This window comes from Geodermatophilus pulveris (assembly GCF_900188375.1).
Lineage (GTDB): Bacteria > Actinomycetota > Actinomycetes > Mycobacteriales > Geodermatophilaceae > Geodermatophilus > Geodermatophilus pulveris.
In genome coordinates this window covers 1-16,259 of sequence record NZ_FZOO01000012.1, presented here as the reverse complement: position 1 = coordinate 16,259, position 16,259 = coordinate 1, and the positions used below count along the sequence as shown (strand labels likewise).

Sequence of the window (16,259 nt, the reverse complement as noted above, 5' to 3'; positions counted from 1 at the left end):
GCGACGGACCGGTCGCGCAGCGTACCGGCGTGTCAGGATGTGGTGTCGGCGCGGCCCGGGACGGGAGCGCCACGGCGGGACGAGGGAGCGGGCATGGCGAGGACCCCTGCGCCCACGGGGCGCGGTGTCCTCGCCGACGAGGGCCGCGTCGCGGCCGCCCGGAGACTGCTCGCGGAGGCCTCGCCCGGCGCCCACGACCGGCTCGCCGGGCTGGCCGCCCGGCTGACGTCGGCCCCCGCGGCGCTGGTCTGCCTGGTCACCGACGTCGAGGTGCCGATCGGGTCCTGCGGCCTGCCCGCGTCCGTCGCGGACGGCCCGCTGCCGGTCGAGGGGTCCCCGTGCGCGGTCACCGTGGCCGCCGGGGCGCCGGTCGTCGTCGCGCACGCGGCGCACGACCCGCGCACCGCCCACCTGCCGTCGGCCGTCGCCGGGGCGCTGGTGGCCCACGTCGGCGTCCCGCTGCGCGCCCAGTCCGGGCACGTGGTCGGGGTGCTCGCGGTCTTCGACCCGGTCCCGCGCACCTGGCCGGCCGATGCGGTGGCCTCCCTGGAGCACCTGGCCGCCTCGGTGGTCGCCGAGCTCGAGCTGTCGGCCGCCCGCTCGGCCGTCGGCACCTCGTTGGTGCGGCTGGACCTGGCGCTGGAGGCCGGCTCGGTCGGCGTCTGGGAGGTCGACCTGCAGCAGCGGACCATCGACTGGGACGCCCGCTGCGCGGCCCTCTTCGGCTACGACTCCACCGTCCGGCTCGGCTTGGACCGGCTGTTCGCCGACCACGTGCACCCCGACGACCGGGAGCGCGCCCGGCGGGAGATGCAGGCGGCCATCGACGCGCGCGACCAGTACACCGTCGAGCTGCGGGTGCTCCACACCGACGGGACGGTGCGCTGGACGGTGAGCCGGGGACGGGTGCTGACCGGTCCGGACGGCGAGCCGCAGCGCATCCTCGGCACGGTCGTCGACGTGTCCGGCGCCCGCGAGGACACCCAGCGCCGCCTGTCGGCGGTGCAGCGCGCGGCGGCCATGGCGGAGGTGGCCGCCGAGATGGCCGGCGCGTCCCGGATCGACCAGCTGGCCGACATCACGCTGCGCGGCGCGCAGGTGCTCGGCGCGGAGTCCGGCGGGATCGCCGTCCTCGACGGCGACGGGCTGCGGCTGCACCTGGGCCGGCGGCTGTCCGACGCCCTCCGCGAGGGCACCGACGTCGAGCTCCCGGCGGAGGGGGTGCCGCTGCCGCTGGACGACGCGCTGCCCACCCAGTACGCGGCCCGCCACGGGCAGCCCGTGCTGCTCGGCACCGCGGAGGAGGCCGCCGCCCGGTTCCCGGCGATGGCCGGGATCCAGCAGCGGTACGGCGTGCGCGCCGTGGCCGCGCTGCCGCTGCGGGTCGAGGGCCGGCTGGTCGGCAGCTCCACCGCGACCTGGACCACCGACTACGCGTTCGCCGACAGCGACGTCGAGCTGCTCGAGGGCCTGGCCGCGCAGATCGCGCTCAGCGTCTCCCGGCTGCAGGCCGACGCCGAGCGGGCCGCCGCGGTCACCGCCATGGCCGAGGCCAACGCACGGTTGCAGCTGCTCGCCGAGGCGGGCCGCACGATGACCGGCACGCACGACATCGCCCAGCAGCTGGAGCGACTGGCCCGGCTGGTCGTCCCGCCGCTGGGCGACTGGTGCTGGATCGTCGCCACGGACGAGCACGGCCGCATGCACGAGGTCGCGGTGGCCCACCGCGACCCGTCCCGGCTGCACGAGGCGCAGACCTACGTGCGGCTGATGGTGTCCACGGTCTCCGAGGAGGGTGCGCCGAGCATCGTGGCCCGCACCGGCAGACCCCTGGTCATCCCGGACCTGCGGCCGGAGCGGATCGCGCGGTCCCTGCCCGACCCGGCAGCGCGGCAGGCGTTGCTCGCGCTGGGGCCGGCGTCGGTCGCGGCCGTCCCGTTGACCGCTCGGGGGCGGACCCTCGGCGTCCTGTGCCTGCTCCGCGGTCGGGAGCGACCGCCGCTGCGCGCCGAGGAGGTCGACACCGCGGTCGAGGTCGGCCGGCGGGCAGGAGCCGCGCTGGACCAGGCCCGCCTCTACGCCGCGCAGCGGGAGCTGGCCGACGCGCTGCAGCACAGCATGCTCACCGCCCCGCCCGCGACCGACCACGGCGAGATCGTGGTCCGCTACGTGCCCGCCGCGGCCGGCGCGGAGATCGGCGGGGACTGGTACGACGCGTTCCTCGAGCCGGGCGGTGCCACCGTGCTGGTCATCGGCGACGTCGTCGGGCACGACAGCCAGGCCGCCGCCGCGATGGGCCAGGTGCGGGGCCTGCTGCGCGGGATCAGCTACTCCAGCGGCGACGCGCCGGCGCAGGTGCTCACCCGCGTCGACTCCGCGATCGGCGGGCTGGGCCTGGACACGATGGCGACCGCGCTGGTCGCCCGGCTGGAGCGGGCGGAGGCCGGCGGCACCGTGCTGCGCTGGTCGAGCGCCGGCCACCCGCCGCCGGTGCTGCTGCGGCCCGACGGGCGGGCGGAGGTGCTCGACGGCGAGCCCGCCGACCTGCTGCTCGGGGTGGACCCCTCGGTGGCCCGCCAGGACCGGGTCGCCGTCCTCCCCGCGGGCAGCACGGTGCTGCTCTACACCGACGGGCTGGTCGAGCGCCGCGGCCGCGACCTGGACGAGGGCACCGCCGCGCTGGTGGCCGTCCTGGGCGGCGCCGCCGGGCTCCCGCTGGCCGCCCTGTGCGACCGGGTGCTCTCCCGGCTGTTCCTGCCCGACGCCGCGGACGACGTCGCGCTGCTCGCCGTCCGGCTGCGCGGCTGAGGGCCGGGCGCTACGCCCGGCGACGCCAGCGGGCCGGGCGCCCGGTGGTCCCCGGACGGCGCGCCGCGCGCACCCGCAGCAGCCGGCGGCGGGCCCGGCCGGGCAGGTCGACGGCGACCGGCGCCGCCCAGCCGCGCCACACCGACAGCACCCGCAGCGCGGCCACCAGCGCGATCACCAGCAGCGCCACCGGGACGGGGTCCAGGCCGGCCGGCCCGGCGAGCACGGTCAGCGCGATGGCCCCGAGCAGCGCCGCGACGGCGTTGTACGGCCCCGGCTGCACGATGTCGGCGCGCTGCGCGAGCAGCACGTCGCGGATCACCGCCCCGCCGACCGCGGTGAGCGTGCCGATGAAGACCACCGAGGCGCTCGGCAGCCCGAGCAGCTGCGCCTTCTGCGCGCCGATGACGGTGAACAGGCCGAGGGTGGCGGCGTCGAGCACCACGAGCAGCCGGGTCAGCCGGGACAGCCAGCCGGAGAAGTAGAAGGTCACCGCGGCCGTGACGGCCACCGTGGGCAGGTAGGCGGTGCTGGTCAGGGCCACCGGCGGCAGGTCGCCGAGCAGCACGTCGCGGATCAGCCCGCCGCCCAGCCCGCCGCTGACGGCCAGCAGCAGCACGCCGGAGACGGCGAAGCCCTCGCGGGCGGCCAGCAGCCCGCCGGTCAGGGCGCCGACGACGACCGCGGCGAGGTCGACGGCGGCCGGGACCGGGAGCGTCCCGGCGGCCGCGGCGAGGATCTCCACGGCCGGTCATCCTCCCCGCCGGCCTGCCCGCCGTGTCGGGCGGCGGGGTCCGTCCCGCGGCCGGGTGACAGGACGGCCGGGACGCGGTTGGCTGGCCGCACCGACCCGCCGTCCCCAGGAGGCCGCCGTGCCCGTACGCCCGCCGGACGAGAACGAGGTGGCCGCGCTGGCGGCCGGCTACGGGATGAAGCCGAGCCCGGACGAGGTGGCGGCGTACACCCCGCTGGTGGCCGCCTTCCTCAGCTCGTACGACGCGGTGGAGGAGCTGTACGACGGCGTCGCCCCGCAGGCGCCCACCGACCGGCCGAGCGCCCGGCCCGCCGACGCCGACAACCCGCTGGGCGCCTGGTACGTGACCACGGAGGTCCGCGGTGCCGCGGACGGCCCGCTGGCCGGCCGGACCGTGGCGGTCAAGGACAACGTCGCGGTCGCCGGCGTCCCGATGATGAACGGGTCGCACACCGTGGAGGGCTTCGTCCCCCGGCAGGACGCCACCGTCGTCACCCGGCTGCTCGAGGCCGGCGCGACGGTCACCGGCAAGTCCGTCTGCGAGGACCTCTGCTTCTCCGGTGGCAGCCACACCTCCGTCACCGGGCCGGTGCGCAACCCCTGGGACCCGGCGCGGACGACCGGCGGCAGCTCCAGCGGCAGCGCCGCCCTGGTCGCCGCCGGCGAGGTCGACCTCGCGCTCGGCGGCGACCAGGGCGGCTCCATCCGCATGCCCGCGGCCTTCTGCGGCATCGTCGGCCACAAGCCCACCCACGGGCTGGTGCCCTACACCGGGGCCTTCCCGATCGAGCTGACGCTGGACCACCTGGGCCCGATGACCCGCACGGTGGCCGACGCCGCCACGATGCTCGACGTGCTGGCCGGCCGGGACGGCGAGGACCCCCGCCAGCCCGCCGACCTCGCGCCCCAGCGGTACGCCGCCGCCCTCGACGGGGACGTCGCCGGCCTGAGCGTCGGCGTGGTCGCGCAGGGCTTCGGCTGGGCGGAGCTGTCCGAGCCGGGCGTGGACGACACCGTGCGGGCGGCCGCCGACCGGCTGCGCGAGCTGGGCGTCGAGGTCGTCGACGTGGACCTGCCCTGGCACCGGCACGCTCTGCACGTCTGGAACGTCATCGCCACCGACGGCGCGACCGTGCAGATGGTCGACGGCAACGGCTACGGCCACAACTGGGAGGGCCGCTACGACCCCGAGCTGGTCGCGCACTACGGCCGGCAGCGGCGGGAGACGGTCGACCGGTGGTCGCCGACGGTCACCGCCGTGGCGCTGGCCGGGCGCTGGTCGCTGGACCGCGAGCAGGGCCGGCACTACGCGATGGCCCAGGAGCTGGCCCGCGAGGTGCGCCGGCAGTACGACGCCGCGCTGGCCGACGTCGACCTGCTGCTCATGCCCACCGTGCCGATGGTGGCGAAGGAGATCCCCGCGCCGGACGACCCGATCGAGACCCGGGTGGCCCGCGCGCTGGAGATGATCGTCAACTGCGCGCCGTTCGACGTCAGCGGGCACCCGGCGACCAGCGTCCCGGCCGGGCTCTCCCAGGGCCTGCCGGTCGGCCTGATGCTGGTCGGCCGCCGGTTCGAGGACACCACCCCGCTGCGGGTGGCGCACGCCTTCGAGCAGCTGGTCGGCGGCTTCCCCGCGCCCCCCGCCCGCTGAGGTTCTGCCGTGCGGTGACCGATGGGCGGCGGGGCGGGCGGGTGCCTGCTACTGGGCCGGCGGGACCTCCAGCGAGGTCGCGGTCCCCCGGCGCAGCAGGCCGTCGGAGGTGGCCGCGTCGTGGGCGTGCATGGCCTCCTGGCGGCCCGGCTCCTCGCGCACGATCGCCGCGCCCCGCCAGTCCTCCGGGAGGGCGAACGCGTCGACCAGCGTCACCATGTGCGGGCGCAGCTCCCCGAGCAGCGCGTTGACCGTCGCGGTGAGGGCCTTGGAGCGGGCCGGGGTGAGCCGGCCGTGCTCCAGGAACCAGGCGCGGTCGGCCTCGATGGTGGTGAGCGCGAACAGGTCGCAGACCCGCTCGAGCAGGGCCCGCGCGCCGGGGTCGGCCGTGCGCACTATGCCGGCGACGAAGGCCTCCAGGACGACGCGGTCGACGTGCGCCTGCGCCGTCCGCAGCACGTGGTCCTGCACGTCGTCGAAGACGTCGAACGGCGCCATCCCGGGGGTGGCGGCGTTGCGGCGCAGCCGGCGGACGGCGCCCTCGAGCAGGTGCCGCTCGCGGTCCTCGAGGGCCCGCAGCTGCCAGCCGCGGGAGCGCAGCGGTACGTCGTCGTCCCGGCCGGGGACGGCGTCGACCAGGCGGGCGATCAGGCCGCGGGCCGCCGTCCGCTCCAGCACGGTCTCCCGCACCAGGTCGGCGACGAAGCCGACCCGGCCCCAGCCCTCCAGCGAGCCGAACTCCTCGCGGTAGCCGGTGAGCAGGCCCTTGGCGACCAGCTGCAGCAGGACGGTGTTGTCGCCCTCGAAGGTGGTGAACACGTCGGTGTCGGCCCGCAGCCGGGGCAGCCGGTTCTCCTGCAGGTAGCCCGCGCCCCCGCAGGCCTCCCGGCACGCCTGGATGGTGCGGGTGGCGTGCCAGGTCTGCGCGGCCTTGAGCCCGGCGGCGCGGGACTCCAGTTCGCGCTGCGCGTCCTCGTCGACGACGTCCGCGCCGAGCACGTCGTGCATCGCGCCGACCAGCTCCTCCTGCGCGAAGGCGTACGCGTAGGTGGCGGCCAGCGCGGGCAGCAGCCGGCGCCGGTGCGCGCGGTAGTCGTTGAGCAGCACCTCGCGGTCGGCGCCGGGCGCGGTGAACTGCCGGCGGGTCTCGCCGTAGCGGACGGCGATGTCCAGGGCCACCCGGGTCGCGGCCGACGCCGCCCCGCCGACGCTCACCCGGCCGCGCACCAGCGTGCCGAGCATGGTGAAGAAGCGGCGGGTGGCGTTCGGGATCGGGCTGGTGTAGCTGCCGTCAGGGGCGACCGAGCCGTAGCGGTCGAGCAGCATCTCCCGCGGCACGGGGACGTGGTCGAAGGACAGCCGGCCGTTGTCGACGCCGGGCAGGCCGGCCTTGGCGCCGTCGTCCCCGATGGTGACGCCGGGCAGCGGGTCGCCCCGCTCGTCGCGGATGGGCACCAGCCAGGCGTGCACGCCGTGCCGCTCGCCGCGGGTGACCAGCTGGGCGAACACGACCGCCATCCGGCCGTCCTGGGCGGCGTTGCCGATGTAGTCCTTGCGCGCGGCCTCGTGCGGGGTGTGCAGGTCGAAGGTCTGTGTCGCCGGGTCGTAGGTGCAGGTGGTGCGCAGCTGCTGGACGTCGGAGCCGTGCCCGGTCTCGGTCATCGCGAAGCAGCCGGGCAGCGCGAAGGACGCGATGCCGGGCAGGTACGCCGCGTGGTGCCGCTCGGTGCCCAGCGCGTGGACGGCCCCCCCGAACAGCCCCCACTGGACGCCGGCCTTGACCATGACCGACAGGTCGGTGGAGGCCAGCATCTCGATCGCGGTGACCGAGCCGCCGGCGTCGTCCGCGCCGCCGTACGCCTTGGGGAAGCCGAGGGTCACCTGGCCACTGGCGGCGAGCTTCGCCGCCATGCGGGTCACCCGCGCGCGGGCCGCCGCCATGTCCTCGCCGGGGGCCGGCAGCAGGTCGGGGTCGTGCAGGTGCTCGCGGGCGTCGCGGCGCACGTGCGCCCAGCGGCCGTCGAGCACCTCGGTCAGCCGGGCCGGGTCCACCGCCGGGGGCAGGCTCCTGGTCACGCGTGGTCCTCCTCGTGGGTCCCGATCGCGGACAGCCCGGACCAGGTCAGGTCGGTCAGCTGGGCGGCGAGCTCCGCCCGGGGGACGGGGCGGCCGGCCTGCAGCCACCAGTCGGCGGCCGACCGGACGAGGCCGACCAGGCCGTGGCCCCAAGGCAGCGCGGCCGCGGGGTCGCGGCCGGCCCGCTCCAGGGCGACGGCGACCAGCGCCGCCGCCTGCTCGCCGACGAGCGTGGACAGGCCGGCGATCGGGTCGCCGTCGGCCGCGGGCGTCCGGACGACGAAGCGGTAGAGCTCGGGGTCGGCCTCGATGAAGGCCAGGTAGGTCTCGATCGCCGCGGCCAGCATCCGGTGCGGGCCGGTGGTGCCCGCCGTCGCCGCGCGCAGCCGGGCGGTGAGGGAGTCGGCCACCCGGGCGCAGACGGCGACGTGCAGCTCGCCGCGGTCGGCGAAGTGCCGGTAGACGACGGTCTTGCTGGTGCCGGCGGCCGTGGCGATCTCCTCCATGCCGACCCCGGCGCCGTGCCGGCCGACCGCCGCGACGGCGGCGTCGACCAGCTGCTCGCGGCGGGCACGGCGGTGCTCGTCCCACCGCGAGTCGCGGCGGTCGCGCGTCGGGGTCTGCACGGTACCGACGGTACCCGGTACCGGCGGTGCCGTCCGGCACCGGCGGGGGCGCCTGGCTCCTCCGGGGGAGGCCGCCCGCGCTGCGCGACACCGCGGTCTCCGGTGGGGTGGGTGCGTGGAGCACACGGACCCGACCGAGCACCCCCGCCCGCTGCTGCGCCGGCCCTGGACCTCGCTGGACGGCGCGTGGCAGTTCGCCGCCGACCCCGACCGCACCGGCACCGTCGGCGCGGTGGACTTCGACCGCACCGTCCAGGTGCCCTACGCGCCGGAGACCCCGGCCAGCGGGGTGCACTGGCAGGGGCCGCTCAACCGCGCCTGGTACCGCCGCCGGCTGCCCGGCCGGGCCGGCGACCGGCGCACCGTGCTGCACCTCGGCGCCGTCGACCGGGTCTGCGACGTGTGGGTCGGCGGAGCGCACGTCGCCTCCCACGAGGGCGGGTACACGCCGTTCGCCGTCGACGTCACCGACCACCTGGGGGACCACGGCGCCGACCTCGTCGTCCGGGCCGACGACGACCCGCTGGACCTGGAGGCGCCGCGCGGCAAGCAGGACTGGCGGGACGAGCCGCACGCCATCTGGTACCCGCGCACCACCGGGATCTGGCGCACCGCCTGGCTGGAGCAGGTGGCCGGTCGGCACATCGCCGACGTGCAGTGGCGCGGCGACCCGCACACGCTGCGCGTCGACGTCCGGGTCGAGCTGGCCGGGCCCGTCTCCGGCGCCCGGCTGCACCTGCGGCTGCGGGCCGGGGACCGGCTGCTGGCCGACGACGCGGTGCGGGTGGACGGCGCGGTGGTCGAGCGGGCCGTGCAGGTGGGGGACGGCGGCATCGACGACCGGTGGGGGCTGCTGTGGCGCCCCGGCCCGGACCCGGTGCTGCTGGACGCCGAGCTGGCGCTGGTCGCCGACGACGGGGAGGTGCTCGACGAGGTGGCGAGCTACACCGCGCTGCGGTCGGTGGCCGTGGGTGACGGGCGGCTGCTGGTGAACGACCGGCCGGCGCCGCTGCGGCTGGTGCTCGACCAGGGCTACTGGCCCGGCACCGGGGCCACCCCGCCGGACGTCGCGGCACTGCGGCGGGACCTGGAGCTCACCCGGGCGCTGGGCTTCACCGGGGCCCGCAAGCACCAGAAGACCGAGGACCCGCGCTACCTGGCCCTCGCCGACCGGATGGGCCTGCTGGTGTGGGCCGAGATGCCGTCGGCGTACCGGCCCGGCCCCACGGCGAGCGCGCGGCTGCTGCGGGAGTGGGCCGAGGTGGTCGTCGCGCACCGGGGCCACCCGAGCGTGGTCGCCTGGGTGCCGCTCAACGAGTCCTGGGGCGTGCAGGAGGCGGTGGTCGACGGCCGGCAGCGCGGGCTCGTGCGGGCGATGGCCGCCACCGCCGACGCCCTCGACGGCACCCGGCCGGTGTCGGCCAACGACGGCTGGGAGACCCTCGGCGGCGACGTCCTGGGCGTGCACGACTACGAGCAGGACCCGGCGGTGCTCGGCGAGCGCTACGCCACCGCCGACGACCTCGAGCGGGTCGCCCGCGGCCGCCGTCCCGACGGGTACCTCGCCGACCTCGACCGGGCCGGCGTGGCCGGGCGGGCCGTCGTCCTGTCGGAGTTCGGCGGGGTGGCCCTGCGCGACCCGGCCGACGAGGGCTGGGGCTACGCCGACGCCACGTCGCCCGAGGACCTGCTGGCCCGCTACCGCGCCCAGTGGGCCGCGGTGCACGGCAGCAGCGCGCTGGCCGGCGCCTGCTGGACCCAGCTGACCGACACCTACCAGGAGGCCAACGGGCTGCTCACCATGGACCGGGAGCCCAAAGCCGACCTCGACGCGCTGCGCCGGGCCACCCTCGGCGAGAGCTGAGCCGGCCGGCGCCGCCCGGCGCGCGCTGTGCCAGGCTGGCCCGATGGTGGGGGTCGGGCACAGGAGCGGCCGGCGCACGGCGGCACACGGGTACTACCGCGGGCACAGCGTGCACGCCGCGCCGGGGGTGCACGAGTACGCCGTGCAGCTGGTGCGGGCGGCCCTGCCCGGCGGCGGCCGGGTGCTGGAGGTGGGCGCCGGCTGCGGTGCGCTGGCGCTGCGGCTGCGCGACGCCGGGCTCGACGTCGTCCCCACCGACCTGGACCCCCCGCACGACTGGATCCACCGGCTGGACCTCGACGCCCCGGAGTGGACCGAGCAGACCCGCGGCCCGTTCGACATGGTCGTGTGCGTCGAGACGCTGGAGCACGTGGAGAACCCGCGGCAGGTGCTGCGCTCCATCCGCTCGCTGCTGCGCCCGGGCGACCGGCTGCTGGTCAGCACGCCGAACGTCACCCACCCGCACTCGCGGCTGAAGATGTTCCTGCGCGGCGCGCCGTTCATCTTCGGCCCGCGGCACTACCACGAGCCCGGGCACATCACCATCCTCCCGGACTGGATGCTCACCGAGCACGTGCGGCAGGCGGGCTTCGGCTCGATCGAGGTCACCCGCGGCGGGGACACCTTCTACACCGGGGCGACCCGCCTGGCCTACCGGGCCGAGATGGCCGCGCTCGCGCTCATCGGCCTGCGGCGGCGGGCGCAGCACGGCGACGGCATCTGCACGTTCGTCACCGCCACCGCCGTCTGACCCGTCGGCCGACACGCCGGGGCCCGCCGCCGCCGGACCGGGGTGACCGGCCCGGCCGCACTCGCCGCCACGCTCGCGAAGGACCGGTTGGGTCGACATGTGGGTGCTGGTCACGGCGGGTCACCGGGGTGGTTGGGGCGGATGGCAACGATTCGGCGTCCGCAGCGCCGGGCCACGTCGCCGGGAACCGGACGTCGCGGTCCGCACCACCTATGGTCGGTCCACCGCAGCCGGTCCGCCGGCTGCGTACGGGAACCGTCGCCCTTCCCCGGTGGCGGCCCGTTGGCGGGGGAGGAAGGTGGCCGGTGATCACCGTGGGCACCCGGTTCGACGAGGTGGTCCTGGGCGGCGTCGTCCGTCAGGGCTGGTGGCTGGTCGTCGAGGACGAGGACGGACCCGGGCTGGTCGTCGACGGCCCCTTCGGTGACCGCGACGAGGCCGTGTGGGCCGCCGACGACGAGGACCGGCCGGCCGGCGTGCAGGCCGTCTACGGCGTCCGGCGGGCCGACGGGCTGCTGCGCCGCCGCGCGTCGCCGCAGGACCGCGCCTGGTGGTCCTTCCTCGGCGAGCAGGCCGACCGGCTGCCCGAGGACTGGGACGCCGACCTGGACGACGAGCACCCGCTGCCCGGGCTGGTCCTCGAGGTGCTCGGGGTGCTGGCCGAGGCGGGCCTGTTCCTCTACGACCCGACCGGCGCGGACGGCGAGCTCGGCGGGGTGTGCCTGACCCCGGAGACGGCGCTGGACGGCGTGGTCGTCAGCTGGCGGCAGCACGACCGGATGAGCCGGGAGCGGCTGCACGGCGCCGCCGCGGACGCGCTGGTGCAGCAGGTGATGAACCGCGCGCTGGCCGAGGTGCTGTCCGTGCGCGGCTTCGCGGTGGAGCCGATCGGCGGCGCCTGCGTGGTCCGGGAGGGCGAGCCGGCCGAGTGACCCCGTGGGCGGGGATAGCGTGGGCGCCGTGGCCACCCCCAACCGCCCGCCGTGGTTCGGCAACCGGGGCGTGCAGGTGCTGGCGGGGATCGCCCTCGCCTACAGCCTGGTGCAGCTGGTGCTGCACCTCCTGGACGCCCAGTGGGGGTCGGCGTTCCTGGACTTCGCCTGGTGCGTGCTGTTCGGCTACGTGCTGAGCGAGTCGCTGCGCTTCCGCCGGGAGCAGGAGGCGCAGCGCGACGAGCGGCCGGGGGGCTGAGCGCGGCCCCGTGCCCGGCGGCCCGACGGGATAGCCTCGACCCGCCAGGAGGGCTCGCCTAGTGGCCGATGGCGGCGGTCTTGAAAACCGCTATGGGGTGACACCCATCGTGGGTTCGAATCCCACGCCCTCCGCTCTGACCAGCGTTTTTGTGTTACCCGAGGAGCTCCGGCAGGAGGCGTCCGGCGCCGCCAATGGCTCGCGTGCCCGCTACGTGCCCGTACGGTTCGGGGTCGTGCCCGCTGCGAGGCGCCCGAGGCGGGCCGCGACCTCGGCGTCGCGCCGCTCGGCCGCGTGCTGGTAGATCATCGCCGCGCGGGACGACGAGTGGCCGGCACGTCGCATGACCTCGGCCAGGGTGGCCCCGCTCTGCGCCGCCAGGGTGAGTCCCGCATGCCGCAGGTCGTGCAGATGGATGCCGGGCAGGTCAGCTGCTCGCCGGGCCGTGCTCCAGGCGGCGTGGACGTGGTGGGCGCGGAGGGCCCTCCCGTCCCTCCGCACGAACAGCCGAGCGGTCGGCAGCGCCGGGGAGCGGGTCCTCAGGTGCTCGGCCAGGGCCGAGACGCCCCGTGGGGGGAGGTGGACGAAGCGCTGGCTGCCCGCCTTCGGTGGGCTCTCCACGGGGCCCGCGTCCGTCTCCACGACCTGCCGCTGCACGGCCACCGTGCCGGCGTCGAGATCGATGTCGCCGATGCGGAGGGCCAGCAGCTCGCCGAGGCGCAGGTGGGCCCAGAAGGCCAGGTCGACGAGGCCCCGGAGGTGCTCGGGCATGTGCGCGGAGAGGTGCTGCACCTGGTCGACGTCCAGCAGCGGCCGCTCGTCACTGCGGGCCTGGCCTGCGCCCTTGATCCGGCAGGGGTTTCGGGGGAGCGCGTCGTCGGCAACGGCCGTGGCCAGGATGGCGTGGAGGAGGGCATAGGCCTGCCTGGTGGCCGTCGGGCCGGTGGCTGCGCTCGTCTCGGCGTGCCACCGCCGCACAGCGGCCGGGGTGACCCGGTCGAGTGGCAGGCCGCCGAGCGCGGGGAGCACCCAGCGGTCGAGGGAGTGCTGGTAGGTCTCGCGGGTTCGCGCGGCGAGGGGACGACCTCGAACGGTCCGCTCGGCCAGCCACGCCTGGCTGTACTCGCGGAGCGTGACGCCGCTGCGCAAGGGGTCGAGCCACACGCCGCGCCCCATGTCGACCTCCACCGCGGCCAGGAAGCGCGCCGCGTCGGTCTTGGTGGCGAACGTGCTCGGTGCTGACCGGTCCCGGCCGTCCGGGCCCGGTCAGCGGGCCTGCCACCGACCGGAGGGCAGCTTGCGCACACGACCGAAGCGCCTCCTGCTGCTGCTTGCTGGCATGCTCCGACCTTGGCCACCTTCGGCTCTGCAGGGAACTCGTCTGTGGACGCTGGTCGACGCCCTACCGGCAGGGCACCCGGCCGGCGGCCACAAAGGCGTCCAGCGCGCAACGCGCGAGGCGCACGTGCTCGCCGAGCTTGACGTAGGGGATGCGCCGCTCGCTGATGAGGCGGCGGACGAAGCGCTGCCCGGTGCCCAGGTACTCGGCAGCCTGGGCGATGGTGAGCAGCTGACCGGAGTCGCCGAGGGGCACGTGCTCGTGGGCGGACGCAGGTGGCATCGCGCTCCGCCGTGGGGTTGTCCGAGCCACCATCAGCGGCCGCCGGCCGTGAGGGTGGCTCGGTGGCCTTACGAGGTCCTCCGGCAAGGTCCGAGCGTGCCGCTGAGCGGTGTACTCGCCCGGCGGGTAGTGCCTAAGAAGTCATTTCAGAACGACCGCCAGCTGCCGGTAGCAGATGAGAGCGCAGGCGAGCTGGAGTAGGCCGAGGTGGATGTCGCCGCGGTGCTCGTAACGGATGCACAGCCGTTTGAAGGCGTGCAGCCAGGCGAAGCTGCGCTCGACGACCCACCGCTGACGTCCCAAGCCGGAGCCGTGGGCGACGCCGCGGCGAGCGATCCGGGAGTGGTCCCGCGCTGGCGGAGCTGGCGACGGTAGATGTCGTGGTCGTAGCCGCGGTCGGCGAACAGCTCCCGCGGTCGGTGCCGAGGGCGGCCGCGCCGTCCGCGGATCAGCGGGATGGCATCGACCAGCGGGATGAGCTGGGTGATGTCGTTGCGGTTGCCGCCGGTCAGGCTGACCGCGAGCGGGATGCCACCGGCATCGCAGATCAGGTGGCGCTTGGAGCCGGGACGGCCGCGGTCGACCGGAGACGGGCCGACCTGGGCCCCCCTTTGAGCGCGCGGACGTGGGAGCCATCGACCGCGCAGCGCTCCAGGTCCAGCTCACCGAGCGCGCGCAGCTGAGCCAGCAGCAGCTCGTGCAGGGCCGGCGACACGCCGGCCTCGGTCCAATTCCGTAGCCGCCGCCAGCAGGTCACCCCGGAGCATCCGACCAGCGACGTGGGCAGCTGGTTCCAGGTGATCCCGGTCTTGAGGACGAACACGATGCCGGCCAGTGCGGCACGGTCATCGATCGGTCGCCGTCCGGGATAGCGGTGGCGACGCGGCTTGGGCGGCGGGAGCAGCGGAGCGATCCGCTCCCACAGCCCGTCAGGCACGAGCTCCTCGATCACCCACCACAGCCTGGGCAGGTCGCGCAGATCGCCGTGAGAGGCACGCCGAGCTCATCTTGAAACGATCTCTAAGGCATCCCGGTGACTGGGCCGGTGGTGGCGCGGGTTCACCCCTGGTTCTCCGGGCCGGCGGTGGACTGGCCGTGCTGGGCGTCGATCCAGGCGTGCAGGTCGTCGCGGCGGTAGAGGACGCGGCGGCCGAGGCGGAAGCTGCGCGGGCCGGTGCCCAGGTGTCGCCAGTAGCGCAGGGTGGCGACGGGGCGCGCAGGAGGTCGGCGGCTTCGGTGATGGTGAGCAGGTCGGGCTCGCGGCCGGTGGCGGGCTGGGTCATGGCGGACTCCGGATCTGGTGCTGGTGGGGCCTCTCGCCTGTAGAAGGCGTTGTTTCGGGCCGTTCGGTGACAGCTCACCGCCAGGTTTCTCCGGCAGTCCCCAGTTTTCCTCCAGCACTTCTCCCGCCGAGCCTGCGGCCTGTTCACTGCAGGACCTCCCGGTCAGCGCCCGAGGGACGGGCCAGCACCCCGACTCCCGGCGGACAGCCCATGGTGGTGCCACAGCTGTGGGCCACCGATGTCGCCCGCGGAAGCGACCGGGCGTCGGGAGCTCGACCGGGCCAGGTGGCGGTCGGCGTTCCGAGCCGCACGCCAGGCGTCGCGCTCCGCGGCGAGCCGCTGGGCCGGCTGTCCGTCGAGAGCCGGTTGGTCCTGCAGTTGGGCGATGCGCGCCCGTGCTGTGGCCAGCTCGTGCTGGTCGGCGGCGATGTCGCGGTCGAGGTCGGCCAGCCTGCCCGCCGGGTCCGGGGTGCGGCCGAGCGCGCCGAACCGGCCCATCTCGTCGTTGCGCCGGCGGCGGGCGTCGGCCAGCGCGTGTCGCGCCTGCTCGTGCTCGTGGCGGGCGGTGTCGGCGGCCGCGCGCAGGACCGCGTGTTCCGGGTGGGCGTGGTCGGCGGCGCGGCGTGCGGCGGCCTCGAACGCGGTGGCCAGCGTCGGGACTGCTGCAGCTTCGGTTGACGGCGGTTGGGACTGATCATGCCGCGACAGCGGCCTGAGTGGTGAAGGCGAGTTCGTACTCGACCGGGGTCAGCTTGCCCAGGGCGCGCTGGCGCCGTCGGCGGTTGTAGGTGTGCTCGATCCAGAACACGACCGCCTGGTGGAGTTCGTCGCGGGTGCGCCAGCGGTGGCGGTCCAGGATGTTCTTCTGGAGTAGTGCGTGCCAGGACTCCACCGCGGCGTTGTCACCCCGCGGAGGCCACGCGGCCCATCGAGCCCTGCAGTCCGGCGGCGGTCAGGACGGCGCGGAAAGATCGTGCTCGGAATTGCGATCCGCGGTCGCTGTGCACGACCACCACACCAGCGGGTTGGCGCCGGGCCACGGCCGTGCGCAGGGCGGTGACGGCCAGCTGCGCGGTCATCCGGTCGTCCATCGCGTAGCCGACGATGCGGTTGCTGAACAGGTCCTTGATCGCGCAGCAGTAGAGCTTGCCCTCGGCGGTCGGGTGCTCGGTGATGTCGGTGACCCAGATCTGATCGGGGCGCTGGGCGGTGAAGTTCCGCTGCACGTGGTCGTCGTGCACCGCCGGGCCAGGCGTCTTGCCCGCACCTCGCCGCCCCTTGCGCACCGTGGTCGACCACAGCTTCTGCTGCGAGCACAGCCGCCAGATCCGCCGCTCGCCCGCGAGGTGGCCGGCACGCTCGACCTCGTCGGCGAGGTAGCCGAACTCCGGGTCATCGGCGTGCGCGTCGATGAGCGCGTTGGTGAGGTAGGCGTCCTCGAGGTCGCGTCGGCTCACCGGGGAGGTGATCCAGGCGTGGTAGGCCTGGGTCGAGTGGCCCAGCACCCCGCAGGTCAGCCGCACCGGGATGCCCTCGGCGGCCAGGTCGCGGACCAGCGGGTAGCTCTGTAAGCCTCGGTGGCGGCGGCCCGGTGAGGACTGCCAGGGTCGGTGCCGGTGATCGCGAGTGGC

At 75.8% G+C, this 16,259-nt stretch carries 12 protein-coding genes, 1 tRNA gene and 4 pseudogenes; 8 read left to right on the top strand and 9 right to left on the bottom strand.

Features of this window, described 5'->3' with window-relative positions:
- Nucleotides 1-93: 93 nt before the first annotated feature.
- Nucleotides 94-2,808, top strand: coding sequence for a SpoIIE family protein phosphatase (locus CHB98_RS19210; RefSeq protein WP_089307216.1), 2,715 nt, complete (start codon nucleotides 94-96; stop codon nucleotides 2,806-2,808).
- Nucleotides 2,809-2,818: 10 nt separating this feature from the next.
- On the opposite strand, the gene CHB98_RS19205 is transcribed toward CHB98_RS19210, so the two are convergent.
- Nucleotides 2,819-3,553: a trimeric intracellular cation channel family protein gene (locus CHB98_RS19205; RefSeq protein ID WP_089307215.1), complete on the bottom strand. Its 735-nt coding sequence runs from the start codon at nucleotides 3,551-3,553 to the stop codon at nucleotides 2,819-2,821.
- A 127-nt stretch (nucleotides 3,554-3,680) separates the two neighbouring features.
- Between CHB98_RS19205 and CHB98_RS19200 the strand changes: the two genes are divergently transcribed.
- Nucleotides 3,681-5,216: an amidase gene (locus tag CHB98_RS19200; RefSeq protein ID WP_089307214.1), complete on the top strand. Its 1,536-nt coding sequence runs from the start codon at nucleotides 3,681-3,683 to the stop codon at nucleotides 5,214-5,216.
- A gap of 48 nt (nucleotides 5,217-5,264) precedes the next feature.
- On the opposite strand, the gene CHB98_RS19195 is transcribed toward CHB98_RS19200, so the two are convergent.
- Together CHB98_RS19195 and CHB98_RS19190 are read right to left on the bottom strand one after the other, a co-directional pair.
- Nucleotides 5,265-7,292, bottom strand: a complete 2,028-nt coding sequence (locus tag CHB98_RS19195) for an acyl-CoA dehydrogenase family protein (RefSeq protein ID WP_089307213.1) — start codon at nucleotides 7,290-7,292, stop codon at nucleotides 5,265-5,267.
- Nucleotides 7,289-7,918, bottom strand: coding sequence for a TetR family transcriptional regulator (locus CHB98_RS19190; protein ID WP_089307212.1), 630 nt, complete (start codon nucleotides 7,916-7,918; stop codon nucleotides 7,289-7,291). The genes CHB98_RS19195 and CHB98_RS19190 overlap by 4 nt, the downstream gene beginning before the upstream one ends.
- Nucleotides 7,919-8,033: 115 nt before the next feature.
- Here CHB98_RS19190 and CHB98_RS19185 point away from each other — a divergent pair, with 115 nt between their 5' ends.
- The 5 genes from CHB98_RS19185 (at nucleotide 8,034) to CHB98_RS19165 (ending at nucleotide 11,858) form a co-directional block, all read left to right on the top strand.
- Entirely contained in the window at nucleotides 8,034-9,782 is a 1,749-nt protein-coding gene (locus CHB98_RS19185; RefSeq protein WP_089307211.1) for a glycoside hydrolase family 2 protein, read from the top strand.
- A 43-nt stretch (nucleotides 9,783-9,825) separates the two neighbouring features.
- Nucleotides 9,826-10,533, top strand: a complete 708-nt coding sequence (locus CHB98_RS19180; protein ID WP_089307210.1) for a class I SAM-dependent methyltransferase — start codon at nucleotides 9,826-9,828, stop codon at nucleotides 10,531-10,533.
- Between the two features lie 305 nt (nucleotides 10,534-10,838).
- Nucleotides 10,839-11,465 (top strand): hypothetical protein, encoded by a 627-nt coding sequence (locus tag CHB98_RS19175; protein ID WP_089307209.1) that lies wholly within the window; start codon nucleotides 10,839-10,841, stop codon nucleotides 11,463-11,465.
- Between the two features lie 28 nt (nucleotides 11,466-11,493).
- Nucleotides 11,494-11,724: a hypothetical protein gene (locus CHB98_RS19170; protein WP_089307309.1), complete on the top strand. Its 231-nt coding sequence runs from the start codon at nucleotides 11,494-11,496 to the stop codon at nucleotides 11,722-11,724.
- Between the two features lie 47 nt (nucleotides 11,725-11,771).
- A tRNA-Ser gene (locus CHB98_RS19165) sits at nucleotides 11,772-11,858 on the top strand.
- A 76-nt stretch (nucleotides 11,859-11,934) separates the two neighbouring features.
- On the opposite strand, the gene CHB98_RS19160 is transcribed toward CHB98_RS19165, so the two are convergent.
- From CHB98_RS19160 to CHB98_RS22580, 5 genes and pseudogenes are all read right to left on the bottom strand, one after another.
- Nucleotides 11,935-12,900, bottom strand: a complete 966-nt coding sequence (locus tag CHB98_RS19160; protein ID WP_143425136.1) for a site-specific integrase — start codon at nucleotides 12,898-12,900, stop codon at nucleotides 11,935-11,937.
- A gap of 9 nt (nucleotides 12,901-12,909) precedes the next feature.
- A pseudogene (locus tag CHB98_RS23130) lies at nucleotides 12,910-12,978 on the bottom strand (hypothetical protein); the annotation flags it as partial.
- 148 nt (nucleotides 12,979-13,126) lie between these two features.
- On the bottom strand, nucleotides 13,127-13,345 hold the full coding sequence (locus CHB98_RS19155; RefSeq protein ID WP_089307207.1) for a helix-turn-helix domain-containing protein: 219 nt from the start codon (nucleotides 13,343-13,345) through the stop codon (nucleotides 13,127-13,129).
- A 141-nt stretch (nucleotides 13,346-13,486) separates the two neighbouring features.
- Nucleotides 13,487-14,297, bottom strand: a pseudogene (locus CHB98_RS19150) (IS5 family transposase).
- A gap of 107 nt (nucleotides 14,298-14,404) precedes the next feature.
- Nucleotides 14,405-14,628: pseudogene (locus CHB98_RS22580) on the bottom strand (helix-turn-helix transcriptional regulator).
- 210 nt (nucleotides 14,629-14,838) lie between these two features.
- On the opposite strand from CHB98_RS22580, the gene CHB98_RS19140 reads away from it, so the two are divergent.
- Nucleotides 14,839-15,306 (top strand): hypothetical protein, encoded by a 468-nt coding sequence (locus CHB98_RS19140; protein ID WP_089307206.1) that lies wholly within the window; start codon nucleotides 14,839-14,841, stop codon nucleotides 15,304-15,306.
- Between the two features lie 16 nt (nucleotides 15,307-15,322).
- Here CHB98_RS19140 and CHB98_RS19130 read toward each other — a convergent pair.
- A pseudogene (locus CHB98_RS19130) lies at nucleotides 15,323-16,190 on the bottom strand (IS3 family transposase); the annotation flags it as partial.
- Nucleotides 16,191-16,259 lie beyond the last annotated feature (69 nt).